The sequence below is a fragment of the Enterobacter sp. SM3 genome, assembly GCF_009811935.2.
GTDB lineage: Bacteria > Pseudomonadota > Gammaproteobacteria > Enterobacterales > Enterobacteriaceae > Enterobacter > Enterobacter asburiae_D.
In genome coordinates, this window is the sequence record NZ_CP099971.1 from 4,728,948 (window position 1) to 4,746,555 (window position 17,608).

The following is a 17,608-nucleotide window of genomic DNA, read 5'->3' on the forward strand; positions in this document are numbered from 1 at the left end:
CGTGCAATTCCTTTTGATTGCACGAGTACCTCATGAAACGTGAACTTGCTATCGAGTTTTCCCGCGTCACCGAAGCTGCCGCCCTCGCAGGTTATAAATGGCTGGGTCGTGGCGACAAAAATACCGCAGACGGCGCAGCCGTCCATGCCATGCGCATTGTCCTTAACCAGGTCAACATCGACGGCACCATCGTGATCGGCGAAGGCGAGATCGACGAAGCGCCGATGCTCTACATCGGTGAAAAAGTCGGTACCGGCAAAGGCGATGCCGTGGATATCGCGGTTGACCCGATCGAAGGCACCCGCATGACGGCGATGGGTCAGGCCAATGCCTTAGCGGTGATGGCCGTGGGCGATAAGGGCTGCTTCCTCAACGCGCCGGATATGTACATGGAAAAGCTGATTGTCGGTCCTGGCGCGAAAGGCGCAATCGACCTTAGCCTGCCGCTGGAAGAGAACCTGCACAACATCGCCAAAGCCCTGGGCAAACCCCTTAGCGAACTGACCGTGACGATTCTGGCAAAACCGCGCCACGACGCCACCATCGCGCAGATGCAAAAGCTCGGCGTGCGCGTGTTTGCCATTCCGGACGGTGACGTTGCCGCCTCGATCCTGACCTGCATGCCGGACAGCGAAGTCGACGTGCTGTACGGCATCGGCGGCGCGCCGGAAGGTGTCGTCTCTGCGGCGGTGATCCGCGCGCTGGATGGCGATATGCAGGCCCGTCTGCTGCCCCGCCATGAGGTGAAAGGCGACAGCGAAGAGAACCGCCGTATCGGGGAAAACGAGCTGGCGCGCTGCGAAGCGATGGGCATCGAGGCCAATAAAGTGCTGGCTCTGGACGAGATGGCGCGTAGCGACAACGTTGTCTTCTCCGCGACCGGCATCACCAAAGGCGATCTGCTGGACGGCATCACCCGCAAGGGTAATATGGCCACCACCGAAACGCTGCTGATCCGCGGTAAATCACGCACCATTCGCCGCATCCAGTCTATCCACTATCTCGACCGCAAAGACCCGGACGTGCAGACGCACATTCTGTAAAACCGTTTGATCGATAGAGCTTTCCGGCCCTGACGGGCTGGAAATTGTCACCACAAGTACGGAAGATAGAACAGAGAAACAGCACAGGAGAAGATCATGGCGGACTGGGTAACAGGTAAAGTCACAAAGGTACAGTTCTGGACCGATGCGCTATTTAGTCTCACCGTACATGCTCCCGTTAACCCGTTTAAAGCCGGGCAATTTGCGAAGCTGGGGCTGGACGTCGACGGCGAGCGCGTTCAGCGCGCCTACTCTTACGTTAACGCACCTGATAACCCGGATCTCGAGTTCTATCTGGTCACCGTTCCGGACGGTAAGCTCAGCCCGCGCCTTGCCGCCCTAAAGCCCGGCGACGACGTGCAAATTGTGAGTGAAGCGGCAGGCTTCTTTGTGCTCGAAGAGATCCCTGACTGTGACACGCTCTGGATGCTGGCAACCGGTACGGCCATCGGCCCTTATCTCTCTATATTGCAGTACGGCAAAGATCTGGAACGCTTTAAAAACATCGTGCTGGTGCACGCTGCGCGCTACGCCGCAGACCTGAGCTATTTTCCGCAGATGCAGGCGCTTGAACAGCAGTACGGCGGGAAGTTAAAGATTCAGACGGTGGTCAGCCGTGAAACCGTAGCAGGAGCGCTTACCGGTCGCGTCCCAGCGTTAATTGAGAGTGGAGCCCTGGAAGACGCGGTGGGTTTGCCGCTTAACGCTGAAACCAGCCACGTCATGCTGTGTGGCAACCCGCAGATGGTACGTGACACGCAGCAGCTTCTGAAGGATACCCGGCAGATGACGAAACACCTTCGTCGCCGACCGGGCCATATGACCGCCGAACACTACTGGTGATCAGCGGTATTTCACCTCAAGGGTGTCTTTACCGTATTTGTTTTCGCTCTGGGTGCCAATAAACGCGCCCAGATCGACAATCATCATCACGAAGATGACCGACGGCAGCAGCCTGCCCACGACCCACGGCAGGATGGACGGAAGCATCGCCCAGTTTCCCGCTACCAGCATCCACGCCAGAATAATCAGAAATGCCCACGCGCCGGAACGTCCGCGATCGTGCAGCCGTTTTACCACAACCGCCGCCGTTGGCCATAGCAGGCAGACCAGCGCGAAGGCCGCCGTTTGCGTGCTCAGCCAGGCATTGTAAGCAACGAAAAACAGAAGCAGCATGGCGACAATCCACGTCACCATCCAGATCCAGAAATCACGGCGTCCAATACGCCCTTTGAACGAAAACAGCCACTGCTGTATGGTCATGTAAGGTTCCTTATTATCGTATAGCGCGCATTTTACCCTGGAGTTGTGACCTTTTGACAAGCCGACCAGATATCGTTTTAATCATGAGCACTTACGGCCAGGGGCAATGTTGATGAAAAGTTCGGCACGTTCTCTCTTCCTGTGTTTAGCGCTGCTCAGCGTGGGGTATCCCCTGCACGCCGCCGAAACCACTGCCCCGACCACAGCACCCTATCTGCTGGCGGGCGCGCCGTCGTTCGATCAGTCCATCAGCCAGTTTCGTGAAGCCTTCAATCAGGCCAACCCAACGCTCCCGCTGGATGAGTTTCGCGCTATTGATGGTCCCCGCGACGCGCCTACCCTGACCCGTGCGGCAAGCAAGATTAACGAGAATTTGTATGCCTCCACGGCGCTGGAACGCGGTACGTTAAAAATTAAAAGCATGCAAATCACCTGGCTGCCGATACAGGGGCCAGAGCAGAAAGCCGCTAAGGCGAAAGCGCTGGAGTACATGAGCGCGGTACTGCAGGCCTTCACCCCTGCGCTGACGAAAAAGCAAAGTCAGCAAAAGCTGCAAAAACTCCTTACTGCCGGGAAAAACAAGCGTTACTACGCCGATACCGAAGGCGCGATCCGCTATGTTGTGGCGGACAACGGCGAAAAAGGACTGACCTTCGCTGTTGAACCGATTAAGCTGGCACTATCTGACACTCTCGGCGGGGCGAATTAATGACAAAAAGCAAAGCCTTTCGAGGGAAAATCTCTATACTGATTCACAGACCATGCTGCCCGACAGGGTGGCCATATTCCTTAATTCGCTTATTTAGCGTGGAGAATTGAAATGCGACATCCTTTAGTGATGGGTAACTGGAAACTGAACGGCAGCCGCCACATGGTAAACGAGCTGGTTGCGAACCTGCGTAAAGAGCTGGCTGGCGTGACGGGCTGCGCGGTTGCTATCGCTCCGCCGGATATGTACCTGGATCTGGCTAAACACGCCGCTGACGGCAGCCACATCATTCTGGGCGCGCAGAACGTTGACGTTAACCTGTCTGGCGCGTTCACCGGTGAAACCTCCGCTGAAATGCTGAAAGATATCGGCGCGAAATACATCATCATCGGCCACTCCGAGCGTCGCACCTATCACAAAGAATCCGACGAGTTCATCGCGAAGAAATTCGCCGTGCTGAAAGAGCAGGGTCTGATCCCGGTTCTGTGCATCGGTGAAACCGAAGCGGAAAACGAAGCGGGCAAAACCGAAGAAGTGTGCGCACGTCAGATCGACGCAGTGCTGAAAACTCAGGGCGCGGCAGCGTTCGAAGGCGCGGTAATCGCATACGAGCCAGTCTGGGCGATCGGTACCGGCAAATCTGCAACCCCTGCGCAGGCTCAGGCGGTTCACAAATTCATTCGTGACCACATTGCTAAAGCCGACGCGAAGGTCGCTGAGCAAGTGATCATTCAGTACGGCGGTTCCGTTAACGCTTCCAACGCTGCTGAGCTGTTCACCCAGCCAGACATCGATGGCGCGCTGGTTGGCGGTGCATCCCTGAAAGCGGACGCTTTCGCGGTGATCGTTAAAGCGGCAGAAGCGGCTAAACAGGCGTAATTGCCTTTGTGGCGGGTGGCGCTTGCGCTTACCCGCCCTACAAAAACCCTACAACCTACCTAACACGCTAAACCACAGATAATCCAGCGGCAGCAGCACCAGATAGGTTGCCACCGCCAGCGCAAGACAAAGCACCATCCCCGCCCTTGCAGGCACCTTCCCGAGCCCCATGGCCACCACAATCGGCGACGCCTGATACGGCAGCAGCGGCGTGGAATAGCCCAGTACCTGAATCATGATCACCGACAGCAGCGGGAAACCGGTCGCGTCCGAAAAACTCTGCGCCAGCGTGGTGTACAGCGCCGGCACGCCGTTGGCGGTCATAATGAAGTTGAGTGCGGTGGTAATACCGGTCAGCGCCAGGAAACTGGTGAACGGTCTGCCTGCATCCAGCGGCATAATGCGAAGCAGTGCCTCGCCCACAGCCGTTCCGATACCGGTTTGCGTCACCACGATTGCCAGACCGAGAATACCCGCGACGTAAATGCAGGTACGCATGTTCACGCCCGCTGAAAACTCTTCCCCGGTGATAAAGCCAACGCGCGGCAGCATGACGATGATCGATGCCGCCAGCCCCGTCCACGCGGGCCCCACGCCGTGCCAGCTCTCCGTCACCCACATCCCCAGCACCACCGCCAGCAGCCAGGCGAGACGCTTTTCGTCCCGCCCCATCGGATCTGACGGTGCCTGTTCCTTCGGCGGTTTCGGGCTACCGGGAAAGAGCCAGCAGATCAGGCCAATCAGGATTAGGCCTTTGAGAATGCCCAGCACCGGCGTGTGCAGCAGCAGATACGGGACATAGTTCAGATGGATGCCGTACGAGCCTTCCGCCGCACCGCTCATTACCAGATTAGGGACGTTAGCAGGCAGGATAGTCGCCGAAAGCTGGAAAGTCCCGAACCCCACGGCCAGCGCCAGCCCATACCAGGCGCGGGAGCCGTCGGCGATACCGGCGCGTTTTGCCATCGCCGAGACAATCGGCATCAGCAGCGCAATACGCCCCATGTTCGACGGCATCACAAACGCCAGCGCATAGCTCAGCAGTACCACGCTCGCCACCATCAACACCCACGAGTCGGTGAGCTTTGCCGACAGCGCCCGGGCGGCCCTGTCCGCCAGTCCGGTTTTACGGATCGCCACGCCGAGCACAAAGCCGCTGAATACCAGCCAGAAAGCCGACGAGGCAAAACCGCCGAAGATGACCTCCGGCGGGGCGATTCTGGCGGTCATCGCCGCCGTGAAGAACAGCAGCGCGGTGATAAATTCCGGCAATAGCGACGTCGCCCACAGCACGATGGTGACGCCAACGATCAGTGAGGGCAGCAGCAGAGGATACGTTAACCAGAGCGACATACCTGTCTCCTGTAGAATTTTTCAGCAAGTCTACGGTGACAGGCAGCCCGAGTAAACGCGATTTATGGTGGGGTTACTTCAGGATAGCGCATTGATGATCCTGCAATTCCTCTGCCGACGCGCGGTTGAGCATCAGCAGATTGCGCTCGGTCGCCAGCAACACAAACGAGCCGTCCGACTGCTGCGCCATCGCCAGGGCAAAGCGCCCCATATGGTCGCGCGCTTCCGGCAGCTCTTCTGCCAGCATCATAAACGGGCTGCGCTGGACCAGTTCATTCTCCGTCACCCGGCGAGCAAGATACTCATGCCCTTCCAGCCCACCAGGTAGAGGCAGCCACTGGGTGCTGATTTCTCCCTGCGCCGCGTTGAGCTTCTCGCGTACGTCCGGGCGCAGGCAGGAGATATGAATATGGAAATGGTTCTGCGTACGACCCGTCGGGGAGTTAATCGTCAGCGAAATGGCGCTGTCAGGCACCTCGGATCCACGCTTCAGGGTCATAAAGCTGCGCGACTGCCACGCCAGCCAGAAAAAGTTCGGCGTATGAGCTTCGGTCAACAGCGGGCTCTCGGTACCGTTGATGCGATATGTCGGCATCAGCAGGTACTGCAGCGGCCCGTTGCGATCTTTAAATACCACATAGCCTGCATCCGTTTTCACCTGCGCACACGGCGCCGGGTTACGGTTCTGGATCTGATTCGGCACACACTGGTCGAGAACGATATGTCGCAACGCATTCGGATTACCCGCCTTCATCCAGTACCAGCCGCCAGCGGCAAGGGCGATGACAATGAGGATCAATAAGATAATTTTTTTCACAACGCGTTCCCTGTTTTCAATAGAGGCAAAAGAGTAACGCAAAATGATGACCAAATAAAAAACCCGGCGGATTTCTCACGCCGGGTTACTGTGTCATTGGCTAATGGTTAGCGCTGGCTGATCTGGTCGAAAGTGCCGCCGTTAGAGAAGTGCTCTTTCTGCGCTTTGGTCCAGCCGCCGAACTCGTCATCGATGGTGAAGAGTTTCAGTTTAGGGAATACGCTTTCGTATTTCTTCGCAACGGCCGGATCGCGTGGACGGTAGAAGTTTTTCGCCGCAATTTCCTGGCCTTCCGGTGAGTAGAGATACTTCAGGTACGCTTCCGCTACCGCTTTGGTGTCTTTCTTCTCAACCACTTTATCGACTACAGAGACGGTCGGCTCAGCCAGAATCGATTCGCTTGGGGTGACGATCTCAAATTTGTCTTTGCCCAGCTCGTGGGTGGCCAGCAGGGCTTCGTTTTCCCATGCGATCAGCACGTCGCCAATCCCGCGCTCGACGAAGGTGTTGGTGGCGCCACGCGCGCCGGAGTCCAGCACCTCAACGTTTTTATACAGCGCCTTCACGAATTCCTGCGCTTTGGCCTGGTCGCCATTGTTGTGATGCAGTGCATAACCCCACGCGCCGAGGTAGTTCCAGCGAGCGCCGCCGGAGCTTTTCGGGTTCGGGGTAATCACAGAAACGCCCGGTTTGATCAGGTCGTTCCAGTCTTTAATTTGTTTCGGGTTTCCTTTACGCACCAGGAAGACGATAGTCGAGGTGTAGGGTGCGGAGTTATCCGGCAGACGTTTGATCCAGTTTTTGTCGATGCGGCCACGCTCGGCGATAGCGTCGACGTCGTAGGCCAGCGCCAGGGTCACCACGTCGGCTTCAATCCCGTTGATGACGGAGGTCGCCTGCTTGCCAGAACCACCGTGAGACTGGCGAACCACGACATTGTCACCGGTTTCCTGCTTCCAGTGTGCTGCAAACGCTTTGTTGTATTGCTCGTACAGTTCACGCGTCGGGTCGTATGACACGTTCAGTAACTGGATGTCCTTAGCCAGAACGCTGGTCGATGCCAGCAATAATGTAAAACCCACGCCCCATTTATTCATCGCCCAGCTCTCTTATGTAGTGTTTTGATGAATGCAGCGTGCCAGAAAGCGATTCGAGGATTAAAGAATAAAAAAAGATTGGCTATAACGTAGTGGAATAAAAAGGCAAATTGTGCGAACAAAAAAGCCCGGTGGCGCTTCGCTTACCGGGCCTACGAACCGTGCCTTGTAGGCCGGGTAAGGCGAAGCCGCCACCCGGCACAAAACAAACGCCGATCAGTACAGTTTTTTCGCGCAGTCCAGCCAGTCACCTTTGAACGGACGCTTCATGTTTTCAATCGCGTCGATGATGTCATGGTGAACCAGTTTTTCGTTCTGAATACCGACGCAGCGGCCGCCGTGACCCTGCAGCAGCAGATCGATAGCGTACGCGCCCATACGGGACGCCAGAATACGGTCGTAAGGGCCTGGGGAACCGCCACGCTGAATGTGACCCAGTACGGTTGCGCGGGTTTCGCGTTTGGTTTCGGCTTCGATGTACTTCGCCAGCTCGTCAACGTCACAGATGTGCTCGGTGATAGCCACGATCGCGTGTTTTTTACCTTTCGCGATGCCCGCTTTGATTTCAGCCACCAGATCTTCACGGCTAAATTCAACTTCTGGCACGACGATAAATTCGCAACCGCCCGCAATGGCTGCCGCCAGCGTCAGGTCGCCGCAGTAACGGCCCATCACTTCAACGATAGAGATACGCTGGTGAGAAGACGAGGTGTCACGCAGACGGTCAATCGCTTCAACAACGGTACCCAGTGCAGTAAAGAAGCCGATAGTGTAGTCAGTGCCTTTGATGTCGTTGTCGATGGTGCCAGGCAGACCGATGCACGGGAAGCCCATTTCGGTCAGACGTTTTGCACCCATGTAGGAGCCGTCACCACCGATAACCACCAGGGCGTCCAGGCCGCGTTTCTTCATGTTTTCGATAGCCACTTCACGAACGTGTTCATCACGGAATTCCGGGAAGCGTGCAGAACCGAGGAAAGTACCGCCACGGTTGATCATGTCAGACACGCTGTAACGGTCGAGCTGAACCATACGATCTTCATACAGGCCCAGATAACCGTCATAAACGCCAAAAACTTCCAGGCCTTCCGTCAGCGCTGCACGGACAACACCACGAATTGCCGCGTTCATGCCCGGCGCATCACCGCCGCTTGTCAACACACCGATTTTCTTAATCATGACTACCTCTGAACTTAGGAATGCAAAATTGAAATCTGTTGCCGGAAGAAACTTATCGACCAACGAATACTGCAAATAGTATATCAATCCCTTCCAGCTGAATTGATTCAGGTCAGACCAAATGGCGGTAATTTATACACAAAATGCTGGCCTGGCTCACTTTTTTACAACGAATTACGAAAGCCCAACATGACCGGGTACAACCGAGCAGGGATCCTGGTGAATGATGACGTCTGAACCAGGAAAACGCTGCAAAATCGCCTGCTCGACCTGCTCAGCAATAACGTGAGCCTGTACCAGTGGCAGGTTGTCTTCCATTTCAATGTGAATCTGAATAAAGCGGGTCGGCCCTGACTGCCGCGTTCGAAGATCGTGTGCACCGCTGACGCCGGGCCAGGAAGTCACGATGGAAAAAATTTCATTACGTTCTGAGTCCGGGAGGGCGCGGTCAAGCAGTGATTGCACCGCTTCATACCCCATCCGCAGGGCGCTATATAAAATATAGATACCAATCCCTAACGCAAACAACGCATCGGCCCGATGCCAGCCATACCAGGCCAGACCGAGCGCAATAAGAATAGCCCCATTCATCATAACATCAGATTGATAATGAAGCATATCCGCCCGTACAGCCTGACTTTGCGTTTTGCGAACAACCCAGCGCTGGAACGTTACCAGAACAAGTGTGCATATAAGCGCAACGACCGTCACAATCACGCCCACGCCGGGATCCTTCATCGGTGTCGGGGAAACGAGATGCTGAATGCCGGTCAGAAACAGGAAAAGCGCAGAACCGGAAATGAACATACTTTGCGCCAACGCGGCCAGCGACTCCGCTTTGCCATGCCCAAACGTATGCTCTTCATCCGCTGGCTGCAGGGAGTAACGCACCACCAGCAGGTTGGTCAGCGAGGCGGCAATATCCACCAGCGAATCCACCAGCGCCGCCAGAATACTGACCGAACCGGTATACCACCACGCGAAAACCTTAATGACCAGCAAACACGACGCCATTACCGTCGCGGCCATTGCGGCCCGGCTTACCAGTCTTCCATAGGATTGATTCATAAACGCTCCTGTCATGTCATGCCGCTATTATAACGGAAGCATGGGGAGTCGAAGGATGAATAAACGGTTAACAAAAGAGAATGACGAGCAAAAGACCTGTCGCAGATGAAGAGAAGTAGCCGTGGCGTACATCAATAAGAAAGCCCCGTTAAAAAGGGGCTTTCCTGGTTTGAAACCTGAAAATGCTAAGTCAGCACTTAACCATATTTTCTGGCAAAATCGTCTTCAGAGGTGCACAGATAGATAATAAACTCAATGAAGGCAATGACTGACGGTATGAAGGTCCAGCAAAAGATGAGGTAAAGGAATCCCTGGCCAATCTTACCTAAGTAAAATTTATGTGCGCCCAGGCCTCCTAAGAAGAAAGCGAGCAATGCTGCGGTAAGCTTATTTTTACTTCCTGCTGCAACCTGGCTTGCGCCACAATGCGGACAGGCCTTAGCGGTACTGTGCAACTCCTTGCCACATCCTCGGCAAAAAACCATTCCTGACATGATATCCCCTTTTGTTTCTTATCAGTAGCTTGCATATTTTACAAACAATTAAGAAAAATACTATTTTAAAAAAGAATATATCGTCGCAAGGAAAATAATGAGCCCTTGATTTAGGGGGGGCAGAAGAAGGAATAAAAAAAAACCCCCACATCATGTGGGGGAAGACAGGGATGGTGTCTATGGCAAGGAAAACAGGGTTTACTGGTTACTACGGGTACTGCTATTGCTACTGAAAAACGTCGTTTCTGAGCTTCGCTGCATCCGTGCAACCTCACGCAGCTGGTCCATTCGCTGCTGATGTCTGGTGTTCAAAACCGCTTGCTGCTCGGGCGTTAGCAGGTGGAACATCTGGTTGCGGACCTTCGCCAACTCTACCTGGCGGGCAACCTGTTCCTGTGCCATTTTTTCGGCCTGAGCGCGTACAGCGCTTTCGTCAAAATTTTCTGCGGTGACAAGGCGATGCATTGTCTCCATTTCGCTAACATTAACAGGGGGCTGGTCGTGTCGTGCCCTCTGCATCAGATCTCGCATCTGTTGACGCTGATGTTCGGTTAAACTTATGCCGTCAAACATATGGCTTTGGCTGCTGTTCTGCGTTGCACCCTCTTGTAAGGGACTGTTATCGCTGATGATAGCTACAGCAGCCTGGCTAAACGCACTGAACGCCAGCGTTGAGGCCATGACGGCAGCGGTAACTTTGCGCATCACTTGCTCCCAAAATCTTTCGTGTCGCGATTCAACGAGAGACAGTCTACGATTCAGGCTGCAAACATGCGTCAGGGGGTGTAAAACAACGTAAAGTCATGGATTAGACGGCCTTGATGTCGTAATTTCTGCCTCGGAGGTATTTAAACAATGAATAAAATCCTGTTAGTTGATGATGACCGAGAGCTCACATCCCTTTTAAAGGAGTTGCTCGACATGGAAGGTTTCAACGTCCTGGTTGCCCATGATGGCGAGCAGGCGCTGAGTCTCCTTGACGACAGCATCGATTTACTTTTGCTCGACGTGATGATGCCGAAGAAAAACGGCATTGATACGTTGAAAGAGCTTCGCCAGACACACCAGACCCCGGTTATTATGCTGACCGCACGCGGCAGCGAACTTGACCGCGTACTCGGCCTTGAGCTGGGCGCGGATGACTATTTACCGAAGCCGTTTAACGACCGTGAACTGGTTGCCCGTATTCGCGCTATCCTGCGTCGTTCCCACTGGAGCGAGCAGCAGCAAAATACCGACAACAGCTCACCTACCCTTGAAGTCGACTCCCTGAGCCTGAACCCGGGCCGTCAGGAAGCGAGCTTTGATGGCCAGACGCTGGAACTGACCGGCACGGAGTTCACCCTGCTGTATCTGCTGGCGCAGCACCTCGGCCAGGTGGTATCGCGTGAGCATTTAAGTCAGGAAGTGCTGGGCAAACGTCTGACCCCGTTTGACCGCGCCATCGACATGCACATCTCTAACCTGCGCCGTAAGCTGCCGGAGCGTAAAGACGGTCACCCATGGTTTAAAACCCTGCGTGGTCGCGGTTATCTGATGGTTTCCGCTTCATGATAGGAAGCTTAACCGCCCGTATCTTCGCCATCTTCTGGCTGACGCTGGCACTGGTTTTAATGCTCGTACTGATGTTGCCAAAACTCGACTCACGCCAGATGACGGAGCTTCTCGACAGCGAGCAACGTCAGGGCGTGATGATCGAACAGCACGTGGAAGCCGAGCTGGCAAACGATCCGCCGAACGATTTAATGTGGTGGCGCAGGCTGTTTCGCGCTATCGACAAGTGGGCGCCGCCCGGACAACGCCTGCTGCTGGTGACCAGCGAAGGCCGCGTCATTGGGGCCGATCGCAATGAAATGCAGATTATCCGTAACTTCATTGGCCAGGCGGATAACGCCGATCATCCCCAGAAGAAGAAATATGGCCGCGTAGAAATGGTGGGGCCTTTCTCCGTCAGAGACGGAGAGGATAATTATCAGCTCTACCTGATCCGACCGGCGAGTAACTCCCAGTCTGATTTTATCAACCTGCTGTTTGACCGCCCTCTCCTGCTGCTGATTGTTACCATGCTGGTCAGCTCGCCGCTGCTGTTATGGCTGGCGTGGAGCCTGGCAAAACCGGCGCGTAAGCTGAAGAATGCCGCCGATGAAGTGGCTCAGGGTAACCTGCGACAACACCCTGAACTGGAAGCCGGACCTCAGGAGTTCCTTGCCGCCGGGACCAGTTTTAACCAGATGGTGAGCGCGCTCGATCGCATGATGACCGCACAGCAACGTCTGCTGTCGGATATCTCGCACGAGCTGCGTACCCCGCTTACGCGCTTGCAGCTTGGCACCGCGCTCCTGCGCCGCCGCAGCGGTGAGAGCAAAGAGCTGGAGCGTATTGAAACGGAAGCTCACCGCCTGGACAGCATGATCAACGACCTGCTGGTGATGTCGCGCAATCAGCAGAAAAACGCGCTGGTCAGCGAAACGGTGAAAGCCAATCACCTGTGGCACGAGGTGCTGGACAACGCAGCGTTCGAAGCGGAACAGATGGGTAAATCCTTCACCGTCAACTTCCCGCCGGGCCCGTGGCCGCTATACGGTAACCCCAACACGCTGGAAAGCGCGCTGGAGAACATCGTGCGTAACGCCCTGCGCTACTCGCATACCAAGATTGAGGTGGCGTTCTCGGTGGATAAAGACGGGATTACGGTCATTGTCGATGACGACGGTCCTGGCGTCAGCCCGGAAGACCGCGAGCAGATTTTCCGTCCGTTCTATCGTACCGATGAGGCGCGCGACCGGGAATCGGGTGGTACGGGACTGGGTCTGGCGATTGTTGAAACCGCCATGCAGCAGCACCGTGGCTGGGTGAAAGCCGACGACAGCCCGCTGGGTGGACTACGGTTAACGCTGTGGCTACCGTTGTATAAGCGTTCGTAATCCCCTCACCCTAACCCTCTCCCCATAGGGGAGAGGGGACGGCTCGGTGCGGTCTTTTCACCCTCGCCCCTTTGGGGAGAGGGACGGGGTGAGGGGCAGTTACTTCCCCCACAATCTCCGCGAATTATCCTCAATCTTGCCGCTTAGGCGCCGCTTCTGCATCGTTCTTGTCCAGCTGGTGGATAACCCCGCCGCCGACAGCAGGCGGTGATACTGCTCGTCGTCAAACGGCATATGCCAGGCAATGGCGCAGGCGTCATAAACAGACACATCGCTCAGGCGCGACGCCAGCTCAAGCGGCGCGTCCGCAGAAACCTGCCCTGCCAGCACCACGCGGTACAGCCAGCCGGTTTTGCCTGCTGTTTGCAGCTGAGCAGACATATCCTGAATGCCGAAATGGTAGTTGAGCTTGAAGCACGGCGAGCGCGGCTGCGTCACCTGAATCAGGGCATCGCCCCAGCGGTAGATATCACCGATAAACACGTTCTCTTCGGTGAGCCCTTCGGTGGAGAGATTCTCGCCAAACGCGGGGGCGACGAAGAGGTCCGCCTGCTCGGGGAACTCGGTTTTCCAGTGCTGATAGTGTTCGCGAGGATAGTGACACAGCGCGCGCTCGGGCCCGCCGTGGATTTTCTTTTCGGCCTGCTCGTCACCCGCCAACCCGAGGTCGGTTAACGTCAGCTCGCCGTCGACCTGAATTTTGGCGATGGCGCTTGGGCGGCTGCCGTCGTACTCCCTGACCTTGCCTGTAAACACGTTCACCGGGTAATGCATTGCTGCCTCCATTACGCAGATACAAAAAAAGCGAGTCATAAGACTCGCTTCTCACAAGCGTCAATGCAACCTTATTTTTTAGCGGCGAAACGTGCTGCTGCTTCGTCCCAGTTCACCACGTCCCAGAAGGCTTTGATGTAGTCCGGGCGACGGTTCTGGAATTTCAGGTAGTAAGCGTGTTCCCACACGTCCAGGCCCAGAATTGGGAAGCCGGATGCGCCAGAAATTGCTTCACCCATCAGCGGGGAGTCCTGGTTAGCAGTAGACACTACCGCCAGCTTGTCGCCTTTCAGAACCAGCCACGCCCAGCCAGAGCCGAAACGGGTTGCAGCGGCTTTTTCGAATTCCGCTTTGAAGTTGTCAACAGAGCCGAAGTCGCGCTCGATAGCCGCTTTCAGGTCGCCCTGCAGGGTGGTACCGGTCTTCAGGCCTTTCCAGAACAGGCTGTGGTTTGCGTGGCCGCCAGCGTTGTTACGCAGAACGGTTTTCTTGTCCGCTGGCAGCTGGTCCAGCTTGGTGATCAGCTCTTCAGCAGACAGGTTAGCGAACTCTGGCAGGCTTTCCAGCGCGGCGTTCGCGTTGTTCACATAGGTCTGGTGGTGTTTAGTGTGATGGATTTCCATCGTCTGCTTGTCGAAATGCGGTTCCAGTGCGTCGTAGGCATACGGCAGGGATGGCAGTGTATAACTCATAATCCTCTCCATTATTGTCGGGCGGCACAGCTGTTAATGCCGCGTAAGCAGTTGGTTCATTATAGTTAATTAAATGATATTGAAAATGATTATCAATGCCGTAGTTTTTATATGGTTATTCGTTTTTCGATTAATAGCGGAAATGTGCGTCTGCTCACGCGGTTAACGTGCTGATTGCCATCCAGAACACATATGCGGCAACCTTCTGAAGGTTCCCAAACCGCCTAATTTTTACACTCCTCAAGTCGGTGGGAAGCCACTGACGATAAAAACGATGAGGGTGTAAAAATGAATCATGCGATTACGATGGGTATCTTCTGGCATTTGATAGGCGCTGCCAGTGCAGCCTGTTTCTATGCTCCGTTTAAAAAAGTGAGGGGCTGGTCTTGGGAAACCATGTGGTCCGTCGGCGGGATCGTCTCCTGGCTGATTTTGCCCTGGGCCATTAGCGCCATGCTGCTGCCCGATTTCTGGGGCTACTTCTCCTCCTTCAGCGCCTCCACCCTGCTGCCGGTGTTCCTGTTCGGCGCGATGTGGGGCGTCGGCAACATCAACTATGGCCTCACCATGCGCTATCTCGGCATGTCGATGGGTATTGGTATCGCGATTGGCATCACGCTGATCGTCGGTACCCTGATGACGCCAATTCTCAACGGCAACTTCGACGTGCTTATTCATACTCAGGGTGGGCGGATGACGCTCCTGGGCGTGCTGGTGGCGGTCATTGGCGTAGGAATTGTGACTCGCGCGGGGGCAGTTGAAAGAGCGCAAGATGGGCATTAAAGCCGAGGATTTTAACCTGAAGAAAGGCCTGCTGCTGGCGGTGATGTGCGGCATCTTCTCGGCCGGCATGTCGTTCGCCATGAACGCCGCCAAACCGATGCACGAAGCGGCCGCCGCGCTGGGCGTCGACCCGCTGTACGTTGCGCTGCCGAGCTATGTCGTGATTATGGGTGGCGGTGCGATGGTTAACCTGGGCTTCTGCTTTATTCGTCTGGCAAAAGTCAAAAACCTGTCGGTAAAAACCGACTTCTCGCTGGCAACATCGCTTATCATCACCAACGTGCTGCTCTCCGCGCTCGGCGGCCTGATGTGGTATTTGCAGTTCTTCTTCTACGCCTGGGGCCACGCCAGTATTCCGGCGCAGTACGACTACATAAGCTGGATGCTGCACATGAGCTTCTACGTACTTTGCGGCGGGCTGGTAGGGCTGGTGCTGAAAGAGTGGAAGAACGCCGGACGTCGTCCGGTTGGCGTACTGAGCCTCGGCTGCGTGGTGATTATTATCGCTGCCAATATCGTCGGCCTCGGCATGGCAAATTGATTACGACCCTTTTCGACTGCGATGACGCCACTGTACCGGCGTCATCCCCACCTCGCGGTTAAACACCACTGAAAAGTAGTTACTGTCCTCAAAGCCGCAGCACATCGCCACATCGCTGACCATCCACTCCGTATGCTGCAGGAGATATTGTGCATGGCAGATGCGCAGCTGGCGCAGATAGTGGTTCACCGTCATCCCGGTCAGAGTGCGAAACTGCTGGCGCAGCGCGCGCTCGCTGCACTGTTCCTGCTCGCAGAATTTCTCCAGTACAAAGTTTTTATTCAGGCTGCCCGCAAGCCGGGTGATGAGCTTATCCAGCAGCGCTTCCTGCGTCGTGGCGGAGGGGTTATCAGTGGCGTAACGGTGGCGCTTCAACGTCATCACTAGCTGGGCGAAAAGCAACTCCGCCAGCTGGTTAGCCACCGGGTCGTTTTTCTGGCTCTCCTGCTCCAGTTGAGAAATAACCTGCCGGACCTGAGCCATGCCGTTACTGCTCAAGCGCCAGTGTGGAGAACCCTTAGCATCATGAAAGCCTGGAATGTTCGCGGCCCAGTCCACGTTAAGCCTGAGCCTGTCCGGACAGTAAATAACGTTCTGCAGCACCAGGTCGTTAACCGAGGCGTAGGAGTGTTTATCCTCCGCGCGAATATAGAACAGATCGCCGCGCGTAATGCGGTAGGGACGGTCGTTGAGGATGTGCAGGCCGTTACCGCGCCACACCAGCACCAGCTCGCAAAACTCGTGGGTATGTTCGGCAAACACGTCCTGCGGGTAGCGATCGGCCACCGTGACGGCCTGACTCGCGGAGGCATAAAAATCATCTTTGCGAAGAATTAACTGAGCAGCCACACCACGACCTCTACGCCGAATAACCTGACACTATTAGCTTTTTTGCGGAAATAAAACGGTGACTGCCCTCGCGTTACTGAAGCATCGCGTCTTTCCCCTGACGAATATCGCGCGGCGACCAGCTAAATTCCCGGCGAAACAGCGTTGAAAAGTGATTGCTGTCGCCAAAACCGCAGCAGTAGGCAATATCTGTGACGCTTTCGTCGGTATGACGTAAAAGATGACGCGCTTTGATCAGGCGCAGGCGGTTAAGGTAGCGCTGCGGCGTCAGCCCGGTGTGCTGCTTAAGCTGGCGATGCAGGGTACGCAGCGACAGTGAAAAATCATCCGCCAGCGTTTCCCAGCAGACGTCCTCGGCGAAATGATCTTCCAGCCAGGCCATCAGATGGTTCAGGCGCGCGTTGTTATCTTCCAGCCCTTCCACCAGGCTGCTGCGGCGCAGCAGCACCAGAAGCTGCATAAACAGCAGTTCGCGAGTGGCAATGGCGTGCGTCTCCTGCCCGTCCTCACTCTTCTCCATCTGGCCCACCAGCTGACGCACCTGCTGCAGGATGGACTGATTCACCCGCCAGTGCGACGGATAGTGTCCGTCCTGCTCCTGGGGCAACAGCTGATTCAGCCCCGAAAGAAACTGGAACGCATCCGGGGAACGGTAGAGCACATTAGTCAGATACAGGTTGTCGGTATGTTCATACAGGTGCCGATCGTGGTCGCGCACGAAGCACACCGTACCGCCGCTGATGGTATAGGGCTGACCATTGAAGACATGAATCCCCGTCCCGCGCTCAACAATCACAATCTCATGAAAATCATGATGATGCTCCGGGAACGCAGCCTGAGGAAGCCGCGGCTCAATCGCGACAGGCGAACCTCCTGAAGGAAAAAAATCCACGCAGTGCAGTACGGTCATAACGGCCCCCACCAATGAAAAATGTTCTCAAAATAGTAATTAAGGCCTCCCTCGCTCACCTTCAATTTTTGGCAGTAAACCTCGCAAAAGCTGTCCATTTTTCAAGAAACAGGGGGAAAGATCGGGAAATGCGGCCAGCGTCACACTGCCTGAGGATCCCGCCGCTGCCGGAAACTGTGAACTCCCTCACATTCACCTTTGCTTTCTTGCCAGCGCGAGATTTGGCCTGTCAG

The 17,608-nt window shown here is 55.5% G+C and carries 18 protein-coding genes and 1 pseudogene; 7 read left to right on the forward strand and 12 right to left on the reverse strand.

The genetic code is table 11. The annotated features are described in order from the left end of the window. The first annotated feature begins 32 nt into the window (after positions 1-32). Both glpX and fpr read left to right on the forward strand, forming a co-directional pair. Positions 33-1,043 carry a class II fructose-bisphosphatase gene (gene glpX, locus GVO84_RS22220; protein ID WP_054829771.1) on the forward strand — a complete coding sequence of 337 codons (1,011 nt, stop codon included), beginning with the start codon at positions 33-35 and terminating at the stop codon, positions 1,041-1,043. A gap of 96 nt (positions 1,044-1,139) precedes the next feature. After that, complete coding sequence (fpr, locus tag GVO84_RS22225) at positions 1,140-1,886, forward strand: ferredoxin--NADP(+) reductase (RefSeq protein ID WP_159515140.1); 747 nt, start codon at positions 1,140-1,142, stop codon at positions 1,884-1,886. Here fpr and GVO84_RS22230 read toward each other — a convergent pair whose 3' ends face one another. Then, positions 1,887-2,306 carry a DUF805 domain-containing protein gene (locus tag GVO84_RS22230; protein ID WP_121423279.1) on the reverse strand — a complete coding sequence of 140 codons (420 nt, stop codon included), beginning with the start codon at positions 2,304-2,306 and terminating at the stop codon, positions 1,887-1,889. It lies immediately after the preceding gene. Between the two features lie 112 nt (positions 2,307-2,418). Here GVO84_RS22230 and GVO84_RS22235 point away from each other — a divergent pair, with 112 nt between their 5' ends. Next, positions 2,419-3,015, forward strand: coding sequence for a DUF1454 family protein (locus GVO84_RS22235; RefSeq protein WP_121423278.1), 597 nt, complete (start codon positions 2,419-2,421; stop codon positions 3,013-3,015). Positions 3,016-3,126: 111 nt separating this feature from the next. After that, a complete protein-coding gene (gene tpiA / locus GVO84_RS22240) occupies positions 3,127-3,894 on the forward strand; it encodes a triose-phosphate isomerase (RefSeq protein WP_014172206.1) in 768 nt (255 codons plus the stop codon). A gap of 48 nt (positions 3,895-3,942) precedes the next feature. On the opposite strand, the gene GVO84_RS22245 is transcribed toward tpiA, so the two are convergent. From GVO84_RS22245 to cpxP, 7 genes are all read right to left on the reverse strand, one after another. Further along, the gene (locus GVO84_RS22245; protein WP_159515141.1) at positions 3,943-5,247 is read right to left on the reverse strand and encodes an SLC13 family permease; all 1,305 of its coding nucleotides are present in this window, start codon (positions 5,245-5,247) and stop codon (positions 3,943-3,945) included. A gap of 73 nt (positions 5,248-5,320) precedes the next feature. Beyond that, positions 5,321-6,064 carry a CDP-diacylglycerol diphosphatase gene (locus tag GVO84_RS22250; RefSeq protein ID WP_063144377.1) on the reverse strand — a complete coding sequence of 248 codons (744 nt, stop codon included), beginning with the start codon at positions 6,062-6,064 and terminating at the stop codon, positions 5,321-5,323. A gap of 107 nt (positions 6,065-6,171) precedes the next feature. Then, positions 6,172-7,161 carry a sulfate ABC transporter substrate-binding protein gene (locus GVO84_RS22255; protein WP_159515142.1) on the reverse strand — a complete coding sequence of 330 codons (990 nt, stop codon included), beginning with the start codon at positions 7,159-7,161 and terminating at the stop codon, positions 6,172-6,174. 216 nt (positions 7,162-7,377) lie between these two features. Further along, positions 7,378-8,340 carry a 6-phosphofructokinase gene (gene pfkA / locus GVO84_RS22260; RefSeq protein WP_023309696.1) on the reverse strand — a complete coding sequence of 321 codons (963 nt, stop codon included), beginning with the start codon at positions 8,338-8,340 and terminating at the stop codon, positions 7,378-7,380. A 174-nt stretch (positions 8,341-8,514) separates the two neighbouring features. Further along, positions 8,515-9,408 (reverse strand): CDF family cation-efflux transporter FieF, encoded by an 894-nt coding sequence (gene fieF, locus GVO84_RS22265; RefSeq protein ID WP_159515143.1) that lies wholly within the window; start codon positions 9,406-9,408, stop codon positions 8,515-8,517. Between the two features lie 197 nt (positions 9,409-9,605). Beyond that, positions 9,606-9,902, reverse strand: coding sequence for a TM2 domain-containing protein (locus tag GVO84_RS22270; RefSeq protein WP_115876978.1), 297 nt, complete (start codon positions 9,900-9,902; stop codon positions 9,606-9,608). A gap of 198 nt (positions 9,903-10,100) precedes the next feature. Then, complete coding sequence (gene cpxP, locus GVO84_RS22275) at positions 10,101-10,607, reverse strand: cell-envelope stress modulator CpxP (protein ID WP_121423274.1); 507 nt, start codon at positions 10,605-10,607, stop codon at positions 10,101-10,103. 150 nt (positions 10,608-10,757) lie between these two features. Here cpxP and cpxR point away from each other — a divergent pair, with 150 nt between their 5' ends. Beyond that, the gene (cpxR, locus tag GVO84_RS22280) at positions 10,758-11,456 is read left to right on the forward strand and encodes an envelope stress response regulator transcription factor CpxR (RefSeq protein ID WP_006179159.1); all 699 of its coding nucleotides are present in this window, start codon (positions 10,758-10,760) and stop codon (positions 11,454-11,456) included. After that, entirely contained in the window at positions 11,453-12,826 is a 1,374-nt protein-coding gene (gene cpxA / locus GVO84_RS22285) for an envelope stress sensor histidine kinase CpxA (protein WP_023309731.1), read from the forward strand. The genes cpxR and cpxA overlap by 4 nt, the downstream gene beginning before the upstream one ends. A gap of 99 nt (positions 12,827-12,925) precedes the next feature. Here the strand turns inward: cpxA and yiiM are convergent, their stop codons facing one another. After that, on the reverse strand, positions 12,926-13,600 hold the full coding sequence (yiiM, locus tag GVO84_RS22290; RefSeq protein WP_159515144.1) for a 6-hydroxyaminopurine reductase: 675 nt from the start codon (positions 13,598-13,600) through the stop codon (positions 12,926-12,928). Positions 13,601-13,671: 71 nt separating this feature from the next. Then, on the reverse strand, positions 13,672-14,292 hold the full coding sequence (gene sodA, locus GVO84_RS22295) for a superoxide dismutase [Mn] (RefSeq protein ID WP_004203668.1): 621 nt from the start codon (positions 14,290-14,292) through the stop codon (positions 13,672-13,674). 288 nt (positions 14,293-14,580) lie between these two features. Between sodA and rhaT the strand changes: the two are divergent. Then, positions 14,581-15,616: pseudogene (gene rhaT, locus GVO84_RS22300) on the forward strand (L-rhamnose/proton symporter RhaT). Here the strand turns inward: rhaT and rhaR are convergent. Then, the gene (rhaR, locus tag GVO84_RS22305) at positions 15,617-16,465 is read right to left on the reverse strand and encodes an HTH-type transcriptional activator RhaR (protein WP_121423271.1); all 849 of its coding nucleotides are present in this window, start codon (positions 16,463-16,465) and stop codon (positions 15,617-15,619) included. It abuts the pseudogene before it with no gap. A gap of 73 nt (positions 16,466-16,538) precedes the next feature. Then, a complete protein-coding gene (gene rhaS, locus GVO84_RS22310) occupies positions 16,539-17,375 on the reverse strand; it encodes an HTH-type transcriptional activator RhaS (RefSeq protein WP_121423270.1) in 837 nt (278 codons plus the stop codon). Positions 17,376-17,608: the final 233 nt, after the last annotated feature.

What these genes read in the sequence shown, in the direction of transcription:
- fieF (WP_159515143.1), bottom strand. Translation starts at nt 9,408, where the DNA reads ATGAATCAATCCTATGGAAGACTGGTAAGCCGGGCCGCAATGGCCGCG.
- pfkA (WP_023309696.1), bottom strand. Translation starts at nt 8,340, where the DNA reads ATGATTAAGAAAATCGGTGTGTTGACAAGCGGCGGTGATGCGCCGGGC.
- fpr (WP_159515140.1), top strand. Translation starts at nt 1,140, where the DNA reads ATGGCGGACTGGGTAACAGGTAAAGTCACAAAGGTACAGTTCTGGACC.
- sodA (WP_004203668.1), bottom strand. Translation starts at nt 14,292, where the DNA reads ATGAGTTATACACTGCCATCCCTGCCGTATGCCTACGACGCACTGGAA.
- cpxR (WP_006179159.1), top strand. Translation starts at nt 10,758, where the DNA reads ATGAATAAAATCCTGTTAGTTGATGATGACCGAGAGCTCACATCCCTT.
- GVO84_RS22255 (WP_159515142.1), bottom strand. Translation starts at nt 7,161, where the DNA reads ATGAATAAATGGGGCGTGGGTTTTACATTATTGCTGGCATCGACCAGC.
- GVO84_RS22270 (WP_115876978.1), bottom strand. Translation starts at nt 9,902, where the DNA reads ATGTCAGGAATGGTTTTTTGCCGAGGATGTGGCAAGGAGTTGCACAGT.
- yiiM (WP_159515144.1), bottom strand. Translation starts at nt 13,600, where the DNA reads ATGCATTACCCGGTGAACGTGTTTACAGGCAAGGTCAGGGAGTACGAC.
- GVO84_RS22230 (WP_121423279.1), bottom strand. Translation starts at nt 2,306, where the DNA reads ATGACCATACAGCAGTGGCTGTTTTCGTTCAAAGGGCGTATTGGACGC.
- tpiA (WP_014172206.1), top strand. Translation starts at nt 3,127, where the DNA reads ATGCGACATCCTTTAGTGATGGGTAACTGGAAACTGAACGGCAGCCGC.
- rhaS (WP_121423270.1), bottom strand. Translation starts at nt 17,375, where the DNA reads ATGACCGTACTGCACTGCGTGGATTTTTTTCCTTCAGGAGGTTCGCCT.
- cpxP (WP_121423274.1), bottom strand. Translation starts at nt 10,607, where the DNA reads ATGCGCAAAGTTACCGCTGCCGTCATGGCCTCAACGCTGGCGTTCAGT.
- glpX (WP_054829771.1), top strand. Translation starts at nt 33, where the DNA reads ATGAAACGTGAACTTGCTATCGAGTTTTCCCGCGTCACCGAAGCTGCC.
- cpxA (WP_023309731.1), top strand. Translation starts at nt 11,453, where the DNA reads ATGATAGGAAGCTTAACCGCCCGTATCTTCGCCATCTTCTGGCTGACG.
- GVO84_RS22235 (WP_121423278.1), top strand. Translation starts at nt 2,419, where the DNA reads ATGAAAAGTTCGGCACGTTCTCTCTTCCTGTGTTTAGCGCTGCTCAGC.
- GVO84_RS22245 (WP_159515141.1), bottom strand. Translation starts at nt 5,247, where the DNA reads ATGTCGCTCTGGTTAACGTATCCTCTGCTGCTGCCCTCACTGATCGTT.